Annotated in this window: 15 protein-coding genes; 4 read left to right on the forward strand and 11 right to left on the reverse strand. The window is 70.9% G+C overall.

Annotated elements, in window-relative coordinates; genetic code table 11:
* Nucleotides 1-72 precede the first annotated feature (72 nt).
* The 4 genes from ELI80_RS10765 to ELI80_RS10780 all read right to left on the reverse strand — a co-directional run bounded on the left by ELI80_RS10765 (nt 73) and on the right by ELI80_RS10780 (nt 4,332).
* A complete protein-coding gene (locus ELI80_RS10765; protein WP_136651923.1) occupies nt 73-1,896 on the reverse strand; it encodes an ABC-F family ATP-binding cassette domain-containing protein in 1,824 nt (607 codons plus the stop codon).
* Nucleotides 1,897-2,244: 348 nt separating this feature from the next.
* On the reverse strand, nt 2,245-3,303 hold the full coding sequence (locus tag ELI80_RS10770) for a GGDEF domain-containing protein (RefSeq protein WP_136651924.1): 1,059 nt from the start codon (nt 3,301-3,303) through the stop codon (nt 2,245-2,247).
* Entirely contained in the window at nt 3,300-3,881 is a 582-nt protein-coding gene (locus ELI80_RS10775; RefSeq protein ID WP_161596458.1) for a heme NO-binding domain-containing protein, read from the reverse strand. Before ELI80_RS10775 ends, ELI80_RS10770 begins: the two co-directional genes overlap by 4 nt.
* Nucleotides 3,882-3,957: 76 nt before the next feature.
* Entirely contained in the window at nt 3,958-4,332 is a 375-nt protein-coding gene (locus ELI80_RS10780) for a DUF3572 family protein (RefSeq protein WP_236641448.1), read from the reverse strand.
* Between ELI80_RS10780 and ELI80_RS10785 the strand changes: the two genes are divergently transcribed.
* From ELI80_RS10785 to ELI80_RS10795, 3 genes are all read left to right on the forward strand, one after another.
* Nucleotides 4,331-5,764 carry a diguanylate cyclase gene (locus tag ELI80_RS10785; RefSeq protein ID WP_161596459.1) on the forward strand — a complete coding sequence of 478 codons (1,434 nt, stop codon included), beginning with the start codon at nt 4,331-4,333 and terminating at the stop codon, nt 5,762-5,764. The two genes, ELI80_RS10780 and ELI80_RS10785, sit on opposite strands and share 2 nt — an antisense overlap.
* Nucleotides 5,765-5,960: 196 nt before the next feature.
* Nucleotides 5,961-6,455, forward strand: coding sequence for a DUF983 domain-containing protein (locus ELI80_RS10790; RefSeq protein WP_136651928.1), 495 nt, complete (start codon nt 5,961-5,963; stop codon nt 6,453-6,455).
* Nucleotides 6,452-7,162, forward strand: coding sequence for an NUDIX hydrolase (locus ELI80_RS10795; RefSeq protein ID WP_136651929.1), 711 nt, complete (start codon nt 6,452-6,454; stop codon nt 7,160-7,162). Before ELI80_RS10790 ends, ELI80_RS10795 begins: the two co-directional genes overlap by 4 nt.
* Nucleotides 7,163-7,180: 18 nt before the next feature.
* Here the strand turns inward: ELI80_RS10795 and ELI80_RS10800 are convergent, their stop codons facing one another.
* The 7 genes from ELI80_RS10800 to ELI80_RS10830 all read right to left on the reverse strand — a co-directional run bounded on the left by ELI80_RS10800 (nt 7,181) and on the right by ELI80_RS10830 (nt 15,653).
* Nucleotides 7,181-7,642, reverse strand: a complete 462-nt coding sequence (locus ELI80_RS10800) for a cytochrome c-type biogenesis protein (RefSeq protein ID WP_136651930.1) — start codon at nt 7,640-7,642, stop codon at nt 7,181-7,183.
* A complete protein-coding gene (locus ELI80_RS10805; protein ID WP_136651931.1) occupies nt 7,639-9,597 on the reverse strand; it encodes a heme lyase CcmF/NrfE family subunit in 1,959 nt (652 codons plus the stop codon). Before ELI80_RS10805 ends, ELI80_RS10800 begins: the two co-directional genes overlap by 4 nt.
* 104 nt (nt 9,598-9,701) lie before the next feature.
* Nucleotides 9,702-10,196 (reverse strand): holin family protein, encoded by a 495-nt coding sequence (locus tag ELI80_RS10810; RefSeq protein ID WP_236641449.1) that lies wholly within the window; start codon nt 10,194-10,196, stop codon nt 9,702-9,704.
* Entirely contained in the window at nt 10,187-10,798 is a 612-nt protein-coding gene (locus ELI80_RS10815; RefSeq protein WP_136651932.1) for a holin-associated N-acetylmuramidase, read from the reverse strand. The genes ELI80_RS10810 and ELI80_RS10815 overlap by 10 nt, the downstream gene beginning before the upstream one ends.
* Nucleotides 10,799-10,883: 85 nt before the next feature.
* Complete coding sequence (gene ccmE / locus ELI80_RS10820; protein WP_136651933.1) at nt 10,884-11,333, reverse strand: cytochrome c maturation protein CcmE; 450 nt, start codon at nt 11,331-11,333, stop codon at nt 10,884-10,886.
* An 18-nt stretch (nt 11,334-11,351) separates the two neighbouring features.
* Entirely contained in the window at nt 11,352-12,164 is an 813-nt protein-coding gene (locus ELI80_RS10825; protein WP_136651934.1) for a glutamate racemase, read from the reverse strand.
* An 87-nt stretch (nt 12,165-12,251) separates the two neighbouring features.
* The gene (locus ELI80_RS10830; RefSeq protein ID WP_136651935.1) at nt 12,252-15,653 is read right to left on the reverse strand and encodes an indolepyruvate ferredoxin oxidoreductase family protein; all 3,402 of its coding nucleotides are present in this window, start codon (nt 15,651-15,653) and stop codon (nt 12,252-12,254) included.
* 138 nt (nt 15,654-15,791) lie between these two features.
* On the opposite strand from ELI80_RS10830, the gene ELI80_RS10835 reads away from it, so the two are divergent.
* Nucleotides 15,792-16,688, forward strand: a complete 897-nt coding sequence (locus ELI80_RS10835; protein ID WP_136651936.1) for a LysR family transcriptional regulator — start codon at nt 15,792-15,794, stop codon at nt 16,686-16,688.
* The last annotated feature ends 82 nt before the right edge of the window (nt 16,689-16,770 follow it).

Raw genomic sequence — 16,770 nt, forward strand, 5'->3', positions numbered from 1 at the left:
ATGCCCCGGTCCCGTGCCCAAGTCAATCGCAACGACGGGCGATCCGCGCGGCCATCATCGCGTCGGCCAGCCTCAGGCCTCGTCGCGTTCCGCGAGCGCGAGCCACTCCTCCTCGGCCGCCGACAGCGCCTGCTGGCGTTCGGCCAGCGCCTCGCTCGCCTTGGCGAACCTGGCGGGCTGGGTCGAGTAGAGCTGCGGATCGGCCAGGAACTCGCCCAGTTTCGCGATTTCGGCTTCCAGCCGGGCCAGTTCGCCCGGCAGCGTCTCGAGCCGGTGGCGCTCGGTGAAGGACAGCTTCGCGGCACGGGGTTTCGCAGGCGCGCCGGCTTGGGCGGCGGCCGATCCGGTGGCGGGACGCGCGGCGACGGCCGCTTCGGGCCCCGCGCTTTCCTGCCGCTGGACGAGATAGTCGGTCCAGCCGCCGGCATAGGTCGTGGCGCGGCCGTCGCCTTCCATCGCGATCGTCGTGTCGGCCACGCGGTCGATGAAGTCGCGGTCGTGGCTGACCAGCAGCACGGTGCCGTCGTAGTCGCCCAGGATGTCCTGCAGCAGGTCCAGCGTCTCGATGTCGAGGTCGTTCGTCGGCTCGTCCAGCACCAGCAGGTTCGACGGCCTGGCCATGATCCGCGCCAGCAGCAGCCGCGCCTTTTCGCCGCCCGAGAGGCTGCCGACCGGCGCCCGCACCTGCGCGTCATCGAACAGGAAGTCCTTGAGGTAGCCCACGACATGCCGCGGCTGGCCGCGCACCATCACCTGGTCCGCGCGCCCGCCCACGCGCATGTCCGGGTCGCCCGTCAGCGATTCCCACAGGCTGACGGATTCGTCCAGCGCCGCGCGGTTCTGGTCGAACACCGCAATCTGCAGGTTGGTGCCGTGGACCACGCTGCCGGTGTCGGGCGCGATCTCGCCCGTCAGCATCCGGATCAGCGTCGTCTTGCCCGCGCCGTTCGGGCCCACGAAGGCGATCCGGTCGCCGCGCTGCACGCGCAGGTCGAACGGGCGCAGGATCATCCGGTCGCCGAAGGTCTTGGAGATGCCCTTCGCCTCGATCACCCGCTTGCCCGACTGGGCGCCGCTGTCGAAGGCCATTGCCGCGGTGCCCTGCCGGCGGATCTGGGCGGATCGTTCCTGCCGCAGCGCGGCCAGCGCGCGGACGCGGCCCTGGTTGCGCTTGCGCCGGGCGCTGATGCCTTCGACGGCCCAGCGCGCCTCGGCCTTGATCTTGCGGTCGAGCTTGTGGCGCGCCTCGTCCTCGGCGGCCCAGGTCGCCTCACGCCAGTCCTCGAAGGCCTCGAACCCCTTGTCCTGCCGCCGCACCTCGCCGCGGTCGATCCACAGGGTGGACCGCGCGAGCGCGCGCAGGAAGGCGCGGTCGTGGCTGATGAGGACGAAGGCGGCGCGGGTCTCGGCCAGCTGCCGTTCCAGCCAGCCGATCGCCTGGATGTCGAGGTGGTTGGTCGGCTCGTCCAGCAGCATGAGGTCCGGCGCCTGCGCGAGTAGCCGCGCCAGCGCCGCCCGCCGCCGCTCGCCGCCCGATGCGGTGGCGACCGGACGGTGCGGGTCGAACTTCAGCCCTTCGGCTGCGACATCGACACGGTAGTCCTCGCCGGGTCCCAGGCCCGCGGCGGCGAATTCGCCAAGGGTCGCGAACCCCGACAGGTCGGGGTCCTGCTCCATGTAGCCGACGCTGGTCCCAACGGGGGTCACGACCTCGCCGCGGTCCGGCTCGACCAGCCCCGCCATGACCTTCATCAGCGTGGACTTCCCCGAGCCGTTGCGCCCCACGAGCGCGAGCCGGTCGCCCTGCTGGACGGTAAGGGACAGCCCGTCGAACACGGGATTGCCGCCGAAGGTGAGCGAAATGTCGGAGAGTTGCAGAAGGGGTGCGCGCGCCATGACGCGCCGCCTATCGCGCGGCGCGGGGGTCGTCAACGCGGGGCGCGCGCGCGTGTGTGTTGGGGAGGTGCCGCGACGTGCCGTGGCGGTGGTGCAGGGCAGGCAGGCGGGCGGCGCTGTCGGATGAGGCGCGGCTCGGGCCAGTGAGATGCGGCGAGGGACCGGGCGCGGTCGAGCAAGCGTGAGGGTCAGACCGCCGCCCCACGCCGCCGCGTGCACCGTCTGCGCCACCCGACGGACGAACCACGCGGCGAGGCACAGGATCCTGCGCCTTCAGGCCAACCAACCCTCACATTCTTCGCTGCCCCTGCCTTCCATTTCCCTTCTGCAGTTCCCGACCAACCACACTCACCCGCTGCCTGTCGGCGCGCCGATCTCGTCCGCGAAGACCACCCTGCCCCGGCCTGCTGCCTTTGCCGCGTAAAGTGCCCGGTCCGCGTCCTCCAGCATCCGTGCCACGTCGGGCACATCGTACCAGCTCGACACCGCCACCCCGAGGCTTGCCGAGACGTGGCAGGCCAGGTCGTCGAGCATCACCGGCTCCTCGATCCGCTGCACGATCCGGCGACCCAAGCGGCGCAGCGCGTCGCGGTCGACGAGGCCCGGCATCACCAGAAGGAACTCGTCGCCGCCCATCCGCGCCACGCTGTCGTCCGACCGCGTCACCTGGCGGAGCTTGAGCGCCGTGACCCGAAGCACGTCGTCGCCGGCGGCGTGGCCGTGGGCGTCGTTGACGTTCTTGAACAGGTCGAGGTCGAGCTGGACGAGGCTGAACGGAACCGGCGGAAGGGCGGTCCCCCGCGCGGCCGCGCGGCTCGCAAGGCCGATCGCCACCTCGGCCCCGCGCCGGTTGTGAAGGCCGGTGAGCGGGTCGGTGAACGCCTCCGTCTCTGCCGCCTGCCGCGCCTCTTCCAGCCGCAGGTTCGACCGGGACAGTTCGGCCAGCATGGCGCCGTTCGCCTCGTGCAGGAACAGCATCTCCATCGCCAGCTCGGCGCTTGCGAAGTCCTGGTCGGTCAGCGCGAAACGCCCCACCGCGTCGGCGAGCCCGATCCCGAACCCCATGTTCAGCACCATGGACCCGTCGCCCAGTCGCAGCGCGTCGCCCCTGAGCGTGACGCCGGGCCGCGCCCGCAGCCGCAGGAAGATGCGCCCCTCGTCCGGGAGGGTTTCGCCGGCTCCCTGCCGGGACGGGCGGACGGGCTCGAACGCGGCCGCGAAGGTCGTCTCGGCACCGATCAGCTTCAGGATGGTGGGGCCGGCCCCCGCGATGCGGCCGTCCGGGCGCAGGTGCAGGGCCATCGGCAGCAGCGGCGACAGCGCCGCGAAGGCGCCCGCGACCGGCAGCGCCGGCCCCGCCGCGGACACCGCCGGTTGCGCCGCCGCGCCATGGTCCGGCGCGCTCATGCGGCTCTCCCGCCCGACGAGGCGACCAGCGCGAAGCTGCGGCCCAGGGTGAACTGCCGGTCCGGCACCTCGACCACGATCGAATCGGACCCGCGCCCCGGCGTGATCAGCGCAAGCGCCCCATAGTCGTCGGCCATCTGCCGCAGCACCCCGGCCGTCGCGCGGATCCAGAGCGGATCGCCGCCCTCGAGCCGGATCACGAACCGGTCACCCGGCCCTTCGGTCACGCCGAGCGCAGGCAGGCCAAGCCCCGGCACCACCATCTCCGCCCGTCCCGGAAGCTGGTCGAGCGACATCAGGAACTCGGCATAGTCACGCCCGCCGAAGCGGAGAAGCCTGCGGATCGCCTCGATCTGCGCGAGCCACGCGCCCGCGTCCTCGGCAAGGTCCGTGACCCGCACCCCGATCAGCGCGGCGCCCCGCCGCGCAAGCTGCAACGTCAGCGCATCGGGCTGCGGCTGCCACGACAGGAAACCCCGCGGGTCGACGCCGCAGCCCGTGGCCACCTCGCGCCACAGCGCCTCGCCGTAGCGGGCGCGCAGAAATTCCTCGGCGAAACGATTGACCAGACCGTGCATGACGCGACTCCCTCGATGGCCTTCCTCGCAGGAAAGCCTGAAGAAATCGTCAATGCCGCCTGATCCTGCGCGGCTATCAGTGCCGGCGCATCGGGCCGACCTGACCCGCTTCCAGCGCCGCGCGAACATAGGCGATGCGTTCCGGCCGAAAGCCCGCGGACCGGGCGAAATGAAGCAGCCGCTCGTCGCTTTCGCACAGGAAATCGAGGATTGCGGCGGCGAAGTCCGGGCGCGCGGCGGCGTCGCGCAAATCGGCCGGCCGCAGCCCGCTTGCGGCCATCAACTGCGACATCAGCTCTGGCTCGGCCGCGAAATGCATGATCGCCGCGTCGGTCATTTCCGACAGTTCAGCGTGAGAAATCATCGTGACCGCCCAAATGCGTGGAAACGGTTTGTTAAACTTTGTGAAGCACAGTGCGGAAGCGGGGCGTGAAAGTAAAGGGAAGCGCATGGGCGATTGCATCCTTGTCGTGGACGGCGCGGCGACCAGCCGGATCACCATGAAGGTGCGCTTGGCCTCGGCGTGCTACGAGGTGGCGACCGCGCCCTCGCTGGACGAGGCGCTGGCCACGCTGCGCCGCACGACCCCGCAGGTGATCCTCGTCGGCGGCGCGGCGGGCGACAATTCGGTCGTCCTGTGCTGCGCCCGGCTCGCGGCCGAGACGATGGGAACGGTTCCGGTCATCGCCATCACGGACCCGCAGGACCGGGTGCGGGCGCTGCGCGCGGGCGCGTCCGCGGCGATGGACCGGCCGGTGGACGAATCACTCCTGCTCGCGCGGATCCGGGGCCTCGTGCGCGACGGCCAGGGGATGCTGCCGGTCGCCGGTCCCCTGCCCGTCGGCGGGGGGGCGTTCCAGCCGATCGGCCTGGCAGAGGCCGCGGCAGCCTTCGCGGGGCCGGGCGCGGGCGCCGCGGACCTGCAAGGGGCCGAGATCGTGCTGGTCGGACAGGCGGGCGCCGGGTCGCTGCTGTGGCGCCGCGCCGTGCAGGCTCGCCTGAACGTTTCCGTCCGGTTCTGCGAAGCGGATCGGGCCCTGTCGGACGCGGCGCAGGGCCGGGCCGCCGATCTCTACCTCATCGCCGGGGGCGGCGGGGGCGGGGCGGCGGGCCTGCAGCTCATGTCCGAACTGCGGTCGCGGCCGGCGTCGCGCGAGGCGTCGATCGTGGTCCTTCTGCCCGCCGACCGGACCGACCTCGCCTCGGTCGCCCTGGATCTCGGCGCGAACGACGTGCTGTCGGACCCGCCCGATCCCGACCACGAGGAGGAAATCGCGCTGCGGATCGCCGCGCAGCTGCGCCGCAAGCGGACGGCCGACCGGTCCCGCCAGGCCGCCGCCCGCGACCGCCGCTGGGCCTGGACCGACCCGCTGACGGACCTGCCGAACCGCCGGCACTTCCTTGCCCGGATGGAGGAGCTGGGGGCGGCCGGCACCGCACGGAGCAGCCTTGCGGTGATCGCCCTCGACATCGACCGGTTCAAGCTGGTCAACGACCTGCACGGCCACGCCGCCGGCGACGAGGTGCTGCGCGCCGTGGCGGGCCGGATGCTGGCGGCGCTGCCCGACGGCGCGTTGCTGGCGCGCGTGGGCGGCGAGGAATTCCTGGCCGTGCTGCCCGGCGGCGGCGCGCGGGCGGGATGCGATCTTGCCGACCGGCTTCGCGGGGTCGTGTCGGATCGGCCCGTCCGGCTGCCGGACTGCGCCGGGGGCGGAACGCTCGCCGTCACCGTCTCGGCCGGGATCGCGATCGACGACGAGGGGCTCTGCGCCAGCGCCACAGGGATCGAACTGCTGCTGTCGCGCGCGGACACTGCCATGAGGCAGGCGAAGCGGTCCGGACGCGACCGCTCGGTACGGCACGGGCAGCCGGTCGCCGCCTAGCACCCGCGACGTCGCAGCGGGCCACGGGGCGCACGCCGCAACCTCCGCACCGCAGGGCCTGCGCGGCACGGCCCGCAGCACAAGGGCCGCTGCGCAAGAGACCCGCGCCGCGCTCTTCGGTCGCGGTCACGGCGCTTTCATCGGGGCGGCCGCGCATCTATAGATCGGCTGACCGCATTGGTTCGAAGGACCCGCCATGGACGCCACCCACCCGCAACCGGCCGTCACGGCTCCCCCGCCCGACGCCCCGCACGCCCCCGCCGCCCTTCCCGGCCGCGACCTGCGCCAGGGCATGATCCGCGGCGCGCGTGGGCGCTGCCCGGCCTGCGGAGACGGCGCCATGTTTGGCAGCTACCTCAAGGTCAGCCCCGCCTGCCCCTCCTGCGGCGAGGATCTGAGCGCGCAGCGCGCCGATGACGGGCCCGCCTATCTCACCATCCTGATCGTGTCGCACCTCGTCGGGCCGCTGCTTCTCGCCGTCTACATGGCCTGGCAGCCCGATCCGCTGGTGATGGTGGCGGGGTTCTGCGTCGCCGCCACCGTCCTGTCGCTGCTGATGCTGCCGCGGATCAAGGGGGGGCTGGTCGGCTTCCAGTGGGCCAAGCGCATGCACGGCTTCGGCAACACCGACCCGGCCGCGCCGGACTTCGACAGCCGCGCCTTCAACGCCCCCGAGCCGCAGCGGCCGTGACCGCGGCCGGCACCCCGCTTGCGCCCGATCCGGCCGCCATCCGCGACGCGGCGAGCGTCCTTGTCATCGACCGCACCGCGCCGTCGGGGCCGTCGGTCCTGATGGGAATGCGCGGCGCCGGGGCCGCGTTCATGCCGTCGAAATACGTCTTTCCCGGCGGCGCGGTCGACCCCGCCGACGCGCTGATCGAATGCGGCGCGCCCGACTCGTCCTGCCTGTCGCGCCTCGACGCGCATCTGCGCGCGGGCGGCGCGGTGCGCGGCCGCGCCATAGCGGCAGCGGCGCTGCGCGAGCTGGCCGAGGAAACCGGGCTGATGATCGGGCAACCCGGCCGGACCGCCGGGAACTGGCCCGAATACGAACGCGCAGGCCTCGTCCCCGATCCGTCCGCGCTGATCTACGTCTTCCGCGCGATCACGCCGCCTGGCCGCTCGCGCCGGTTCGACGCGCGCTTCTTCATGATTGACGCGGAGAAGCTGCACGGCGACCGGCACGACTTCTCGCTTGCATCGGACGAGCTGTCGCATCTCCACTGGGTCGCCCTGGCCGAGGCGCGGCGCCTGAACCTGCCCTTCATCACCGAGGTCGTGCTGGCCGAGGTGCAGGCGCTGGTGGCGGCCGCTGGCGATGGTCCGCTGAAGGCGCCGGCAAGCGTGCCGTTCTTCGACAACGAGGGCGAGACCTCGGGCTTCCGCCGCATCGCCTGACGCGCCGCACGGCGCCGCTCAGCGGGCGTCGTCGCGCATGATCCGGTCAAGCCGCGCTTGTTCCTCGTCGTTCAGCGCCTCGGCGCGGGCCAGCGCCGGGCGCTGCCTGACGAAACGCCAGGCGACCAGCAGCCCCAGCAGCGCCATCACGGGCCCGGCCAGCCACAGGACCAGCGTGCTGCCGGTCGCGGGCGGGTCGAACAGCACGAACTCGCCGAAGCGGTCGGTCACGGCCTCGATCACCTCGGCGTCGCTGTCACCCGCGACCAGCCGCTCGCGCACGTAAAGCCTCAGGTCGCGGCTGATCGGCGCGTTCGATTCGTCGATGTTCTCGCCCTGGCAGACCGGGCAGCGCAGGTCGCGCGAGATGTCCCGCGCCCGCGCCTCCAGCCCCGCGTCGGCCAGCACCTCGTCGGGCTGGACGGCGAAGGACGGGCCGGCCGAAAGCGCCAGCAGCAGCACGACCGCGAGCGCCCTCATTCGGCGGGAACCGGAGCGCTCGCGCGCCTGCGCGCGGTCGCGGCGACACGGTAGCGGCGGTCGGTCAGGCTCAGCAGCCCGCCCAGGGCCATCAGTCCGCAGCCCACCCAGATCCATGCGGCGAACGGCTTGACGTAGGACCGGATCGCCCAGCCGCCGCCCTGCTGACGGTCGCCGATCACGAGGTAGATGTCGCGGAAGACGCCCGACGAAATCGCGGCCTCGGTCGTGGGCATCGCCTGCACCGGGTAGACGCGCTTTTCCGGATGCAGCACGCCGACCCGCCGGCCCGCGCGTTCCACCAGCATCGTCGCGGTGGTCGAGACGTAGTTCGGCCCCTGCACCTCAGCCACGTCCTGCAGGGTGACATCATAGCCCGCGATCCGCAGCCGGTCGCCGACCTGCGCCACGCGGATGTCCTCGACCTGCCAGGCCATCAGCAGGCTGATCCCGATGAACGTGACGCCGAGGCCCGCGTGGGCGACCGCGCGGCCCCAGTCGGCGCCGGGCAGCCGCGTGAGGCGCGCCGCCCTGCCGCCCGCCCGCTGCCAGAGATCGACGCCGGACCCGGCGACCAGCCAGGCGCCCAGGCCCGCGCCCACGACCGCCAGCGCGGAATGTCCCGTCGACACCGCGAACACCAGCCCCGCAACCGCGAGCGCGAGGAAAGCCGCGGGCCGCAGCGCCGCCATCGCGCGTCCGGCCCGCCCCCGCTTCCAGGGCAGGATCGAGCCGATGGGCAGCGCGAGCGCCAGCGCGATCATGAACGGGGTGAACGCCTTCTCGAAGAACGGCGGCCCCACCGACAGCTTCCGCCCGGTCGCGAACTCGGCCACCAGCGGCCACAGCGTGCCCACGAACACGACGAAGGCCGCGACCGCGAGCAGGAGGTTGTTGAGAAGCAGCGCCCCTTCTCGCGACACCGGCGAAAAGACGGCCCGCGTCGTCATTGCGCCCGCGCGCGCGGCGAACAGCGTCAGCGCGCCCCCGACGAACAGCGTCAGGATGCCGAGGATGAACACACCCCGCGTCGGGTCGGAAGCGAAGCTGTGGACCGAGGTGATGACGCCCGAGCGGACGATGAACGTGCCGACCAGCGACAGGCCGAACGCCATGATCGCAAGAAGGATCGTCCAGGCCTTCAGCGTCTCGCGCTTCTCGACCACCACGGCAGAGTGCAGCAGGGCCCCCGCCAGCAACCACGGCATGAAGGACGCGTTCTCGACCGGGTCCCAGAACCAGAAGCCGCCCCAGCCGAGTTCGTAATAGGCCCACCACGATCCCAGCGCGATGCCGATGGTCAGGAACATCCACGCGGCCAGCGTCCAGGGCCGGACCCAGCGCGCCCACGCGGCGTCCACCCGCCCCTCGATCAGGGCCGCGACGGCGAAGCTGAACGACATGCTGAGGCCGACATAGCCGAGATAGAGGAAGGGCGGATGGAAGGCGAGGCCGGGGTCCTGCAGCAGCGGATTGAGGTCGCGCCCGTCGAACGGCGGCACGTCCAACCGCAGGAACGGGTTCGAGGTCAGGAGGATGAAGGCCAGGAAGGCGGCCCCGATCGCCGCCTGCACCGACAGGACGCGGGCGCGCAGCCGCGGCGGAAGGTTGTCGCCGAAGACCGCTGCCGCCGCGCCGAAGAGCGCGAGGATCAGCACCCACAGCAGCATCGACCCCTCGTGGTTCCCCCAGACGCCGCTGACCTTGTAGAGCATCGGCTTGGCGGAATGGCTGTTCTCGTAGACGAGTGCGACCGAAAAGTCCGAAGTGACGAACGCCACCGTCAGCGCGGCGAAGGCGATCCCGAGCAGCCCGAACTGCGCCATCGCGGCGGGCCGCGCGCTGTCCATCCAGGCGGCGCGGTCGCGGGACGCGCCGATCATCGGCACGATCATCTGGAACAGCGCCACCCCGAGCGACAGCACGAGGGCGAAGTGACCCAGCTCGGCAATCATGGCGCGACCCCGCGGAAACGTTGCAGGCTGGCACAATAAGGCGCGGGGCCGGTGTGAACCAGCCCCGCGCGTCGGTCAGATCGTCACGGCCCCGTGGCCCGGTCCTAGCGTTCCGAGCTCCAGTCAAGCAGCGCGGCATTGTCGGCGAAGTCGCCCTGCGCGCCGGTGGTGGTCGTGGTCGTCACCTTGGCGCGCGGCCAGACCCGGCCGCGGAAGTAGTGCGCCTCGCGCGCGCCGAAGTAGAAGCTGACGATCGCGCCCATCAGCCACCAGAGCGGCTCGGGCACCAGCGCCAGCCCCTCCATCCTGAGGGAAAAGCCCGCGGGCTCGACCATCGCGTAGATGAACAGCCCGATCGTCCCCAGGGTCAGCAGCGGCCGCGGCAGGCGGTTCAACGCGTTTACCATGGCGTCGAAGTAGCTGTCGCCGGCCGACACGAACTCCTGCCCGTGCTCGGCCATGGCGCGGGCGTAGGCCTCCTCGTCCAGTTCCATCCGGCGGGTGGCGTTGGGGGTGAACACCTCGGACAGCTGGCCCGCGGCGTTGCCCATCGCGGCGATGGCGGGGCCGGCCCCGATGAAGCGGTCGATCATGCCCATGCGGCGGTCCTTTTCTTGTGCTCGGCCGCGGTCAGGCGGTAGCGGGGGTCGATGAAGGCCTCGGCCCGGGTGATCCAGCCCCCCTTCCCGCCCGCGCGGGTGCGGGCGTACTTGCGGCTCGCGGGCCGCGCGTCGGCGATGGCGTAGTAGTAGTTGCGCCGCGCGATCCCGTAGGCATCGGCGAGGTGGCGGGGCGCGGCCTCGGCCGCCGCGCGGACGGCAGCGACCGTCTTCGGCCCGACGATGCCGTCGTCCTCGCAGGGAAAGCCCATCCGCGCGACGAGCCGCTGCATGATCTTCACCGCGTTCGCGCCCGAGTTGACGTACATGTCGAAGACGGACGGCTGGACCGCCGCAGGCAGCTGGTCCAGCTTCGGGCCGCGGAAGAAATGCTCGACGAAGATGCGCGCCGCCTGCGCGCGGGTCAGCAGCTTCAGGTCGTCGGTGCCGGTCCGGCCGTCGCCGTTCAGGTCGATCCCCAGCCGCCGCAGCGTGCCGATGGTGACGCCGTATTTCGTGGCCCCGCCCGGATCGTCGGGATCGTTCACGAATCCCCCCTCGCGCGCCACGATCTCGGCCGCGATCTGGTCCACTGTCTGCATCCTTGCCCCCGCATGACGTTCGCAGCAGAGGCTCGCGCGGGGCGGTTAACCCCCTGTTAACCAGGCGTGCGTTGCGGCGTCGGGATCAGGAGGTCGGCGCCTCGTACACGCCCTGCGCCTTCAGCGTGTCGATGACCTCGCGCGGCATGTAGTTCTCGTCGTGCTTAGCCAGAAGCGAATCAGCGTGGAACACGCCATCGCGGAAGTAACCCTTGGCGATCGTGCCGGAGTTTTCCGTGAACAGGTCCGGGCGCGGGTCGGAGCCTTCGTACCGCACCGGAATCTCCTGTCCGCCGTCGGTCACGACGAAGTCGAACGCCACCCCGGCGCGGTCCACGATCGACCCTTCCTTCACCAGCCCGCCCAGCTGGAAATACTCGGCCTCGCCCGGCGCCTCCGCCATGACCTGCGAGGGCGAACGATACAGGCTGATGCCGTCGCGGAAGCCGTAGCCGATCAGCACGGCCGACAGCAGCAGCATGACCGCGGCTGCGACGACCAACTGGATGCGGCGCTTTTTCTTGAGCGACTTCATCGCGATGACAAGCCTTCCTCAGGCAGCTTCGAACGTGATCGGCGCGCGCAGGAACTGCGTGGCCTTGGACCCGACGCGGACCGGATCGCCGCTGGTCAGGAACAGCGATTGCTCGCCCGGCCCCCGGAACGCGGGCCTGCGGGCGAGATAGTCCTGAAGGCTCGCCGCGACCAGATCGGCCTGCGAAAAAACCTTCACGTCCTTGCCGAGCGCGTCCTGGAACACGCGCGCCATCAGGGGATAATGGGTGCAGCCCAGCACCGCTGCCTGCGGATGCGGCATGCGGCGCTTCAACGCCTCGACATGGCTGCGGACGAGCGCCTCGGCCAGGATCTCGTCGCCGTCCTCGATCGCGTCGACGAGCCCGCCGCAGGGCTGCGCCTCGACATCGACGCCGATGGCGCGGAACGCCAGCTCGCGCTGGAATGCCCGGCTGGCGACGGTCGCGGGGGTCGCGAACAGGGCCACGTGCTTGACCGCGACCTCGCGCGGCGGGCTGTTGTCGCCCCACTGCCGTTCGGTCAGCGCCTCGATCAGCGGGACGAACACGCCAAGAACGCGCTTGCCTTCGGGCAGCCAGCTTTCCTGCATCCGGCGCAGCGCGGCGGCGCTTGCGGTGTTGCAGGCGAGGATCACGAGATCGCACCCTTCCTCCCACAGCCGCTCGGTCGCGGCGCAGGTCAGGCGGAAGATGTCGTCGGGGGTGCGGGTGCCGTAGGGCGCGTTGGCGTTGTCACCCAGATAGACCAGCGGCAGGCCGGGCATCCGGGCGGCGATGGCCTGGTGCACCGTCAGACCGCCCAGACCCGAATCAAATACGCCGACTGCCATGGCATTGTCCCCGAAAGAAATCCGCCGCCTGTCTAGGGACTGGCGGCGGGAAAATCCATGTCTGCGCGACGCTTGGCCGCGTGTGCGTCACTCGGCCGCGTGGCGGATCGGGGTGCCGCCCGCGCGGATCGCGTCCAGCAGCGCGGCGCGGCGCGGAGCGGCAGCCTCGGCGGCCTGGTCCTTGATGAAGCCGTAGCCGCGCACGTCGAGCGGCAGTTCCGCCAGTTCGCGGATCAGGTCCATCGTGGCCGGGGTGGCGCGCGGCAGGACCTCGCGCATGTCGGCCTCGAACTGCGCGATCATCGCCCGCTCGCGGCGGCGTTCCGGCATGTAGCCGAAGACGTCGAACGGCGTTCCACGCAAGCCCTTCATGCCGGCCAGCACCTTGAACGCCCGGCCCATCCACGGCCCGAACTCGCGCTTCCTCGGCCGCCCCTCGCTGTCGCGGCCCATCAGGACCGGCGGGGCGAGATGATAGGTCACGCGCACGTCGCCTTCGAACGCCTGCGCGACGCGGTCGGCGGTGTCGAGGTGCAGCCGCGCGACCTCGTATTCGTCCTTGTAGGCGAGCAGCTTGTAGTAGCCCTTGGCGACGCTCTCGCGCAGCTCGGCCGGGGCCTGCGCCACGAGATCCAGGAACCGGCGCTTCAGCCCCTCGCCCTGGTAGTCCACCAGCCGCGCGGCGCGGTAGGCGACGGGATCGCGGGGCAGCATCGTCGGCGCCTCGGGTGCGGCGAGCTTGTCGGGGTTCAGCACCGCCCAGCGCCCGATCTGGAACGCCCGCTGGTTTTCCGCGACCTTGGCGCCGTTCAGTTCGATCGCCTGCAGGATCGCGGCCTCGCCCAGGGGGATCAGCCCCTGCTGGTAGGCCGCGCCCATGACCAGCATGTTGGAATAGATCGAGTCGCCCAGTAGCCGCTCGGCCAGCTTGGATGCGTCGAAGAACGCCGCCCGGTCGCCCAGGCGCGCCTGCAGCGACATCTTCAGCCGGTCGGCCGGCACGCGGAAGTCGCGGTTGCGGGTGAACTCGCCGGTGATGATCTCGTGGTCGTTCACCACAGCGCCGGTGCGGCCGGAGGTCATCAGGCCAATCGTCCTGGCGCCCGCCGTCACGACAAGGTCGCCGCCGATGATGCAGTCGGCCTCGCCCACGGCGACGCGGATCGCGCTGATGTCCTCGGGCCGCTTCGCGAGGCGCAGGTGGATGTGGACCGCGCCGCCCTTCTGGGCGAGACCGGCCATCTCCATCATGCCGGCACCCTTGCCGTCGATCTGGGCGGCCTGCGCCAGCACGGCGCCGATGGTCACGACGCCAGTCCCGCCGACGCCGGTGATGACGATGTTGTGGGTGCCGTCGATCGCGGGCAGCCGGGGCGCGGGCAGCGGCGGCAGCTCGAACGCCTCGGCCTTGGGGCGGCGCGGGCGGCCGCCGTTGACGCTCACGAAGCTGGGGCAGAAGCCCTTCACGCAGCTGAAGTCCTTGTTGCACGACGACTGGTCGATCGCGCGCTTGCGGCCGAGCTCGGTGTCGACCGGCACGACCGACACGCAGTTCGACTGGACCGAGCAGTCGCCGCAGCCCTCGCACACTTCGGTGTTGATGAAGACGCGGCGGTCGGGGTCGGGGAACGCGCCCTTCTTGCGCCGACGGCGCTTTTCGGCGGCGCAGGTCTGGACATAGACGATGGCGCTGACGCCCCCGACCTTCTCCAGCTCGCGCTGGACAGCCATCAGGTTCTGGCGTTCCTCGAACCGCAGCCCGGCGGGGAAGATGCTGCGGTCGATCTCTTCCTTCTCGTCGTGGACCAGCACCACGGGCACGTCCATTGCCTGCAGTTCGCGCACGATCTGCGGCGCGGTCAGCCCGCCCTCGTTAGGCTGGCCGCCGGTCATGGCGACGGCGTCGTTGAACAGGATCTTGTAGGTGATGTTGGTGCCCGCGGCCTTCGCGGCGCGGATCGCGAGGCTGCCGGAGTGGTTGTAGGTGCCGTCGCCCAGGTTCTGGAACACGTGCGGGCGGGTGGAGAACGGCGCCTCGCCGACCCAGTTCACGCCCTCGCCGCCCATCTGGGTGAAGCCGGTCGTCTCGCGGTCCATCCACTGGACCATGTAGTGACAGCCGATCCCGGCATAGGCGCGGCTTCCCTCCGGCACCTTGGTCGACGAGTTGTGCGGGCAGCCCGAGCAGAACCACGGCGTGCGGACCGCGATCTCGGCCGCGTTGTCGGCGCGGCGGGTGTCGGCAATGCGCGAAAGCGCCGCCTCCAGCGCGTCGGTGCGGCGCCCTTCCTCGATGAGGATCTCGCCCAGGCGCTGCGCGACCAGCACGGGATCGAGCGCGTAGCGGGTCGGGAACAGCTCGACCCGGCGGCCGTGTTCCCACGTGTCGCCCTTGTGCCAGCCATAGACGCGGCGCCCGCGGCGGTCGTCGAAGATGGCTTCCTTGACCTGCACCTCGATCAGCTTGCGCTTTTCCTCGACCACGATGACGAGGTCGAGCCCCTCGGCCCATTCGTGGAAGCTGACCATGTCCAGCGGCCAGGTCTGGCCGATCTTGTAGGTCGTGATCCCCAGCCGCTCGGCCCCGGCCTCGTCGATCCCCAGCAGCGACAGCGCATGGACCACGTCGAGCCAGTTCTTGCCGGCGGCAGCGATGCCGATCTTCGCGCCGGGCCTGCCCCAGACGCGGCGGTCGATGCGGTTCGCGCGGGCGAACGCCTCGGCCGCGAAGCGCTTGAAGTCGATCATCCGCGCTTCCTGCACCACGGGCGTGTCGCCGAGCCGGATGTTCAGCCCGCCCTCGGGCATCAGGAAATCTTCGGGGGTGACGAACGACATGCGGAAGGGGTCGCCGTCGACGACGCTCGTCGCCTCGACCGTGTCCTTCATGGTCTTGAGCCCGGTCCAGACCCCCGCATAGCGCGACAGCGCCCAGCCATAGAGACCGTAGTCCAGGATCTCCTGCACGCCCGCGGGCGACAGCACCGGGATATAGGCGTCCACCATCGCCCAGTCGGACTGGTGCAGCACGGTCGAGGATTCGCCGGTGTGGTCGTCGCCCATCGCCATGACCACGCCGCCGTGCTTCGACGAGCCGGCCATGTTCGCGTGGCGCATCACGTCGCCGGTCCGGTCCACGCCCGGCCCCTTGCCGTACCACAGCGCGAAGACGCCGTCGTACTTCCCCTCGCCCCGCAGCTCGGCCTGCTGGCTGCCCCAGATCGCGGTGGCGGCCAAGTCCTCGTTCAGGCCCGGCTGGAACAGGACGTTGGCGGGATCGAGGAGCTTCTTCGACTTCATCATCTGCAGGTCGACGCCGCCCAGCGGCGACCCGCGATAGCCGGTGACGAGCCCTGCGGTGTTCAGCCCCGCCGCCCTGTCGCGCGCGGCCTGCATCAGCATCAGGCGCACCAGCGCCTGCGTGCCGTTCAGAAGAACGTGCCGCCGCGACAGGTCGAAGCGATCGGACAGGGAAACCTGGATGCTCATCTTGCTCCTCCCAGCTGGATGACGACACGAGTATAGGTCAGCTTGACTGACCGATAAAGGATTTTCTGAAGCGGGCGTTTTGGGCTACCGCTGCCATTCATCGGGCAGATCAACGACCCGGGCCGAAGGGGGGACGACATGGACTGGGACAAGCTGCGGATTTTCCACGCCGTGGCCGACGCGGGCAGCCTGACCCATGCGGGCGACGTCCTGCACCTGTCGCAGTCGGCCGTCAGCCGCCAGGTCCGCGCGCTCGAGGAGATGCTGGGCACGACCCTGTTTCACCGCCATGCCCGCGGCCTGATCCTGACCGAGCAGGGCGAGATGCTGTTCGAGGCGACGCGCTCGATCTCGCGCAAGCTCGACACCACCGCCGCCCGCATCCGCGACAGCGAGGAGCACGTCTTCGGCGAGCTGCGCGTCACCACGACGGTGGGGTTCGGCACGATGTGGCTGGTGCCGCGGCTGGCCAAGCTGTTCGCGCGCTATCCCGACCTCAAGATCGACCTGATGCTGGAAGAACGCGTGCTGGACCTGCCGATGCGCGAGGCCGACGTCGCCATCCGCATGAAGGAACCCAGCCAGGCCGACCTGATTCGCCGCCGGCTGCTGAACATCAGGATGCGGCTTTACGCCTCGCAGACATATCTCGACCAGGCGGGCACGCCCACCGAGCTGTCGGACCTGAGCCCGCACCGGCTAATCTGCCAGAACCCGGCCACCCCGCAGGTCCAGTCGGGTGCGGCGCTGGTGCAGACGCTGCTGGCGCAGAACATCGCTTCCACTCTCCTCGTGAATAACTATTTCGGCGTGCTGCAGGGGGTGCTCAACCACGTGGGCATCGGCGTCCTGCCCGACTACCTGACCGTCGATTTCCCGCATCTCGTCCGCGTCCTGCCCGACGTCGAAAGCGGCGAGGTCCCGGTGTTCCTGGCCTTCCCCGAGGAACTGCGCGGGTCGCGCCGGGTCGCGGCGTTCCGCGATTTCGTGCTGGAAGAGATCCAGCAGATGCGCCATCTGGTCGCCGCCGAGTGACGGCGCCGACCGGCAGACATTCGCCAAGCGCAACGCGGCTATGCTGACGGGATGGGCCTGCCTGCCTTGTGCATGGGCAGTG

Origin of the sequence: Paracoccus aeridis (genome assembly GCF_004923205.2) — a bacterium.
Lineage (GTDB): Bacteria > Pseudomonadota > Alphaproteobacteria > Rhodobacterales > Rhodobacteraceae > Paracoccus > Paracoccus aeridis.

Excerpts from the sequence above, each read along its gene's own strand:
- ELI80_RS10765 (WP_136651923.1), bottom strand. The coding sequence starts at position 1,896 with ATGGCGCGCGCACCCCTTCTGCAACTCTCCGACATTTCGCTCACCTTC.
- ELI80_RS10770 (WP_136651924.1), bottom strand. The coding sequence starts at position 3,303 with ATGAGCGCGCCGGACCATGGCGCGGCGGCGCAACCGGCGGTGTCCGCG.
- ELI80_RS10775 (WP_161596458.1), bottom strand. The coding sequence starts at position 3,881 with ATGCACGGTCTGGTCAATCGTTTCGCCGAGGAATTTCTGCGCGCCCGC.
- ELI80_RS10785 (WP_161596459.1), top strand. The coding sequence starts at position 4,331 with ATGGGCGATTGCATCCTTGTCGTGGACGGCGCGGCGACCAGCCGGATC.
- ELI80_RS10780 (WP_236641448.1), bottom strand. The coding sequence starts at position 4,332 with ATGCGCTTCCCTTTACTTTCACGCCCCGCTTCCGCACTGTGCTTCACA.
- ELI80_RS10790 (WP_136651928.1), top strand. The coding sequence starts at position 5,961 with ATGGACGCCACCCACCCGCAACCGGCCGTCACGGCTCCCCCGCCCGAC.
- ELI80_RS10800 (WP_136651930.1), bottom strand. The coding sequence starts at position 7,642 with ATGAGGGCGCTCGCGGTCGTGCTGCTGCTGGCGCTTTCGGCCGGCCCG.
- ELI80_RS10805 (WP_136651931.1), bottom strand. The coding sequence starts at position 9,597 with ATGATTGCCGAGCTGGGTCACTTCGCCCTCGTGCTGTCGCTCGGGGTG.
- ELI80_RS10810 (WP_236641449.1), bottom strand. The coding sequence starts at position 10,196 with ATGGGCATGATCGACCGCTTCATCGGGGCCGGCCCCGCCATCGCCGCG.
- ELI80_RS10815 (WP_136651932.1), bottom strand. The coding sequence starts at position 10,798 with ATGCAGACAGTGGACCAGATCGCGGCCGAGATCGTGGCGCGCGAGGGG.
- ccmE (WP_136651933.1), bottom strand. The coding sequence starts at position 11,333 with ATGAAGTCGCTCAAGAAAAAGCGCCGCATCCAGTTGGTCGTCGCAGCC.
- ELI80_RS10825 (WP_136651934.1), bottom strand. The coding sequence starts at position 12,164 with ATGGCAGTCGGCGTATTTGATTCGGGTCTGGGCGGTCTGACGGTGCAC.
- ELI80_RS10830 (WP_136651935.1), bottom strand. The coding sequence starts at position 15,653 with ATGAGCATCCAGGTTTCCCTGTCCGATCGCTTCGACCTGTCGCGGCGG.
- ELI80_RS10835 (WP_136651936.1), top strand. The coding sequence starts at position 15,792 with ATGGACTGGGACAAGCTGCGGATTTTCCACGCCGTGGCCGACGCGGGC.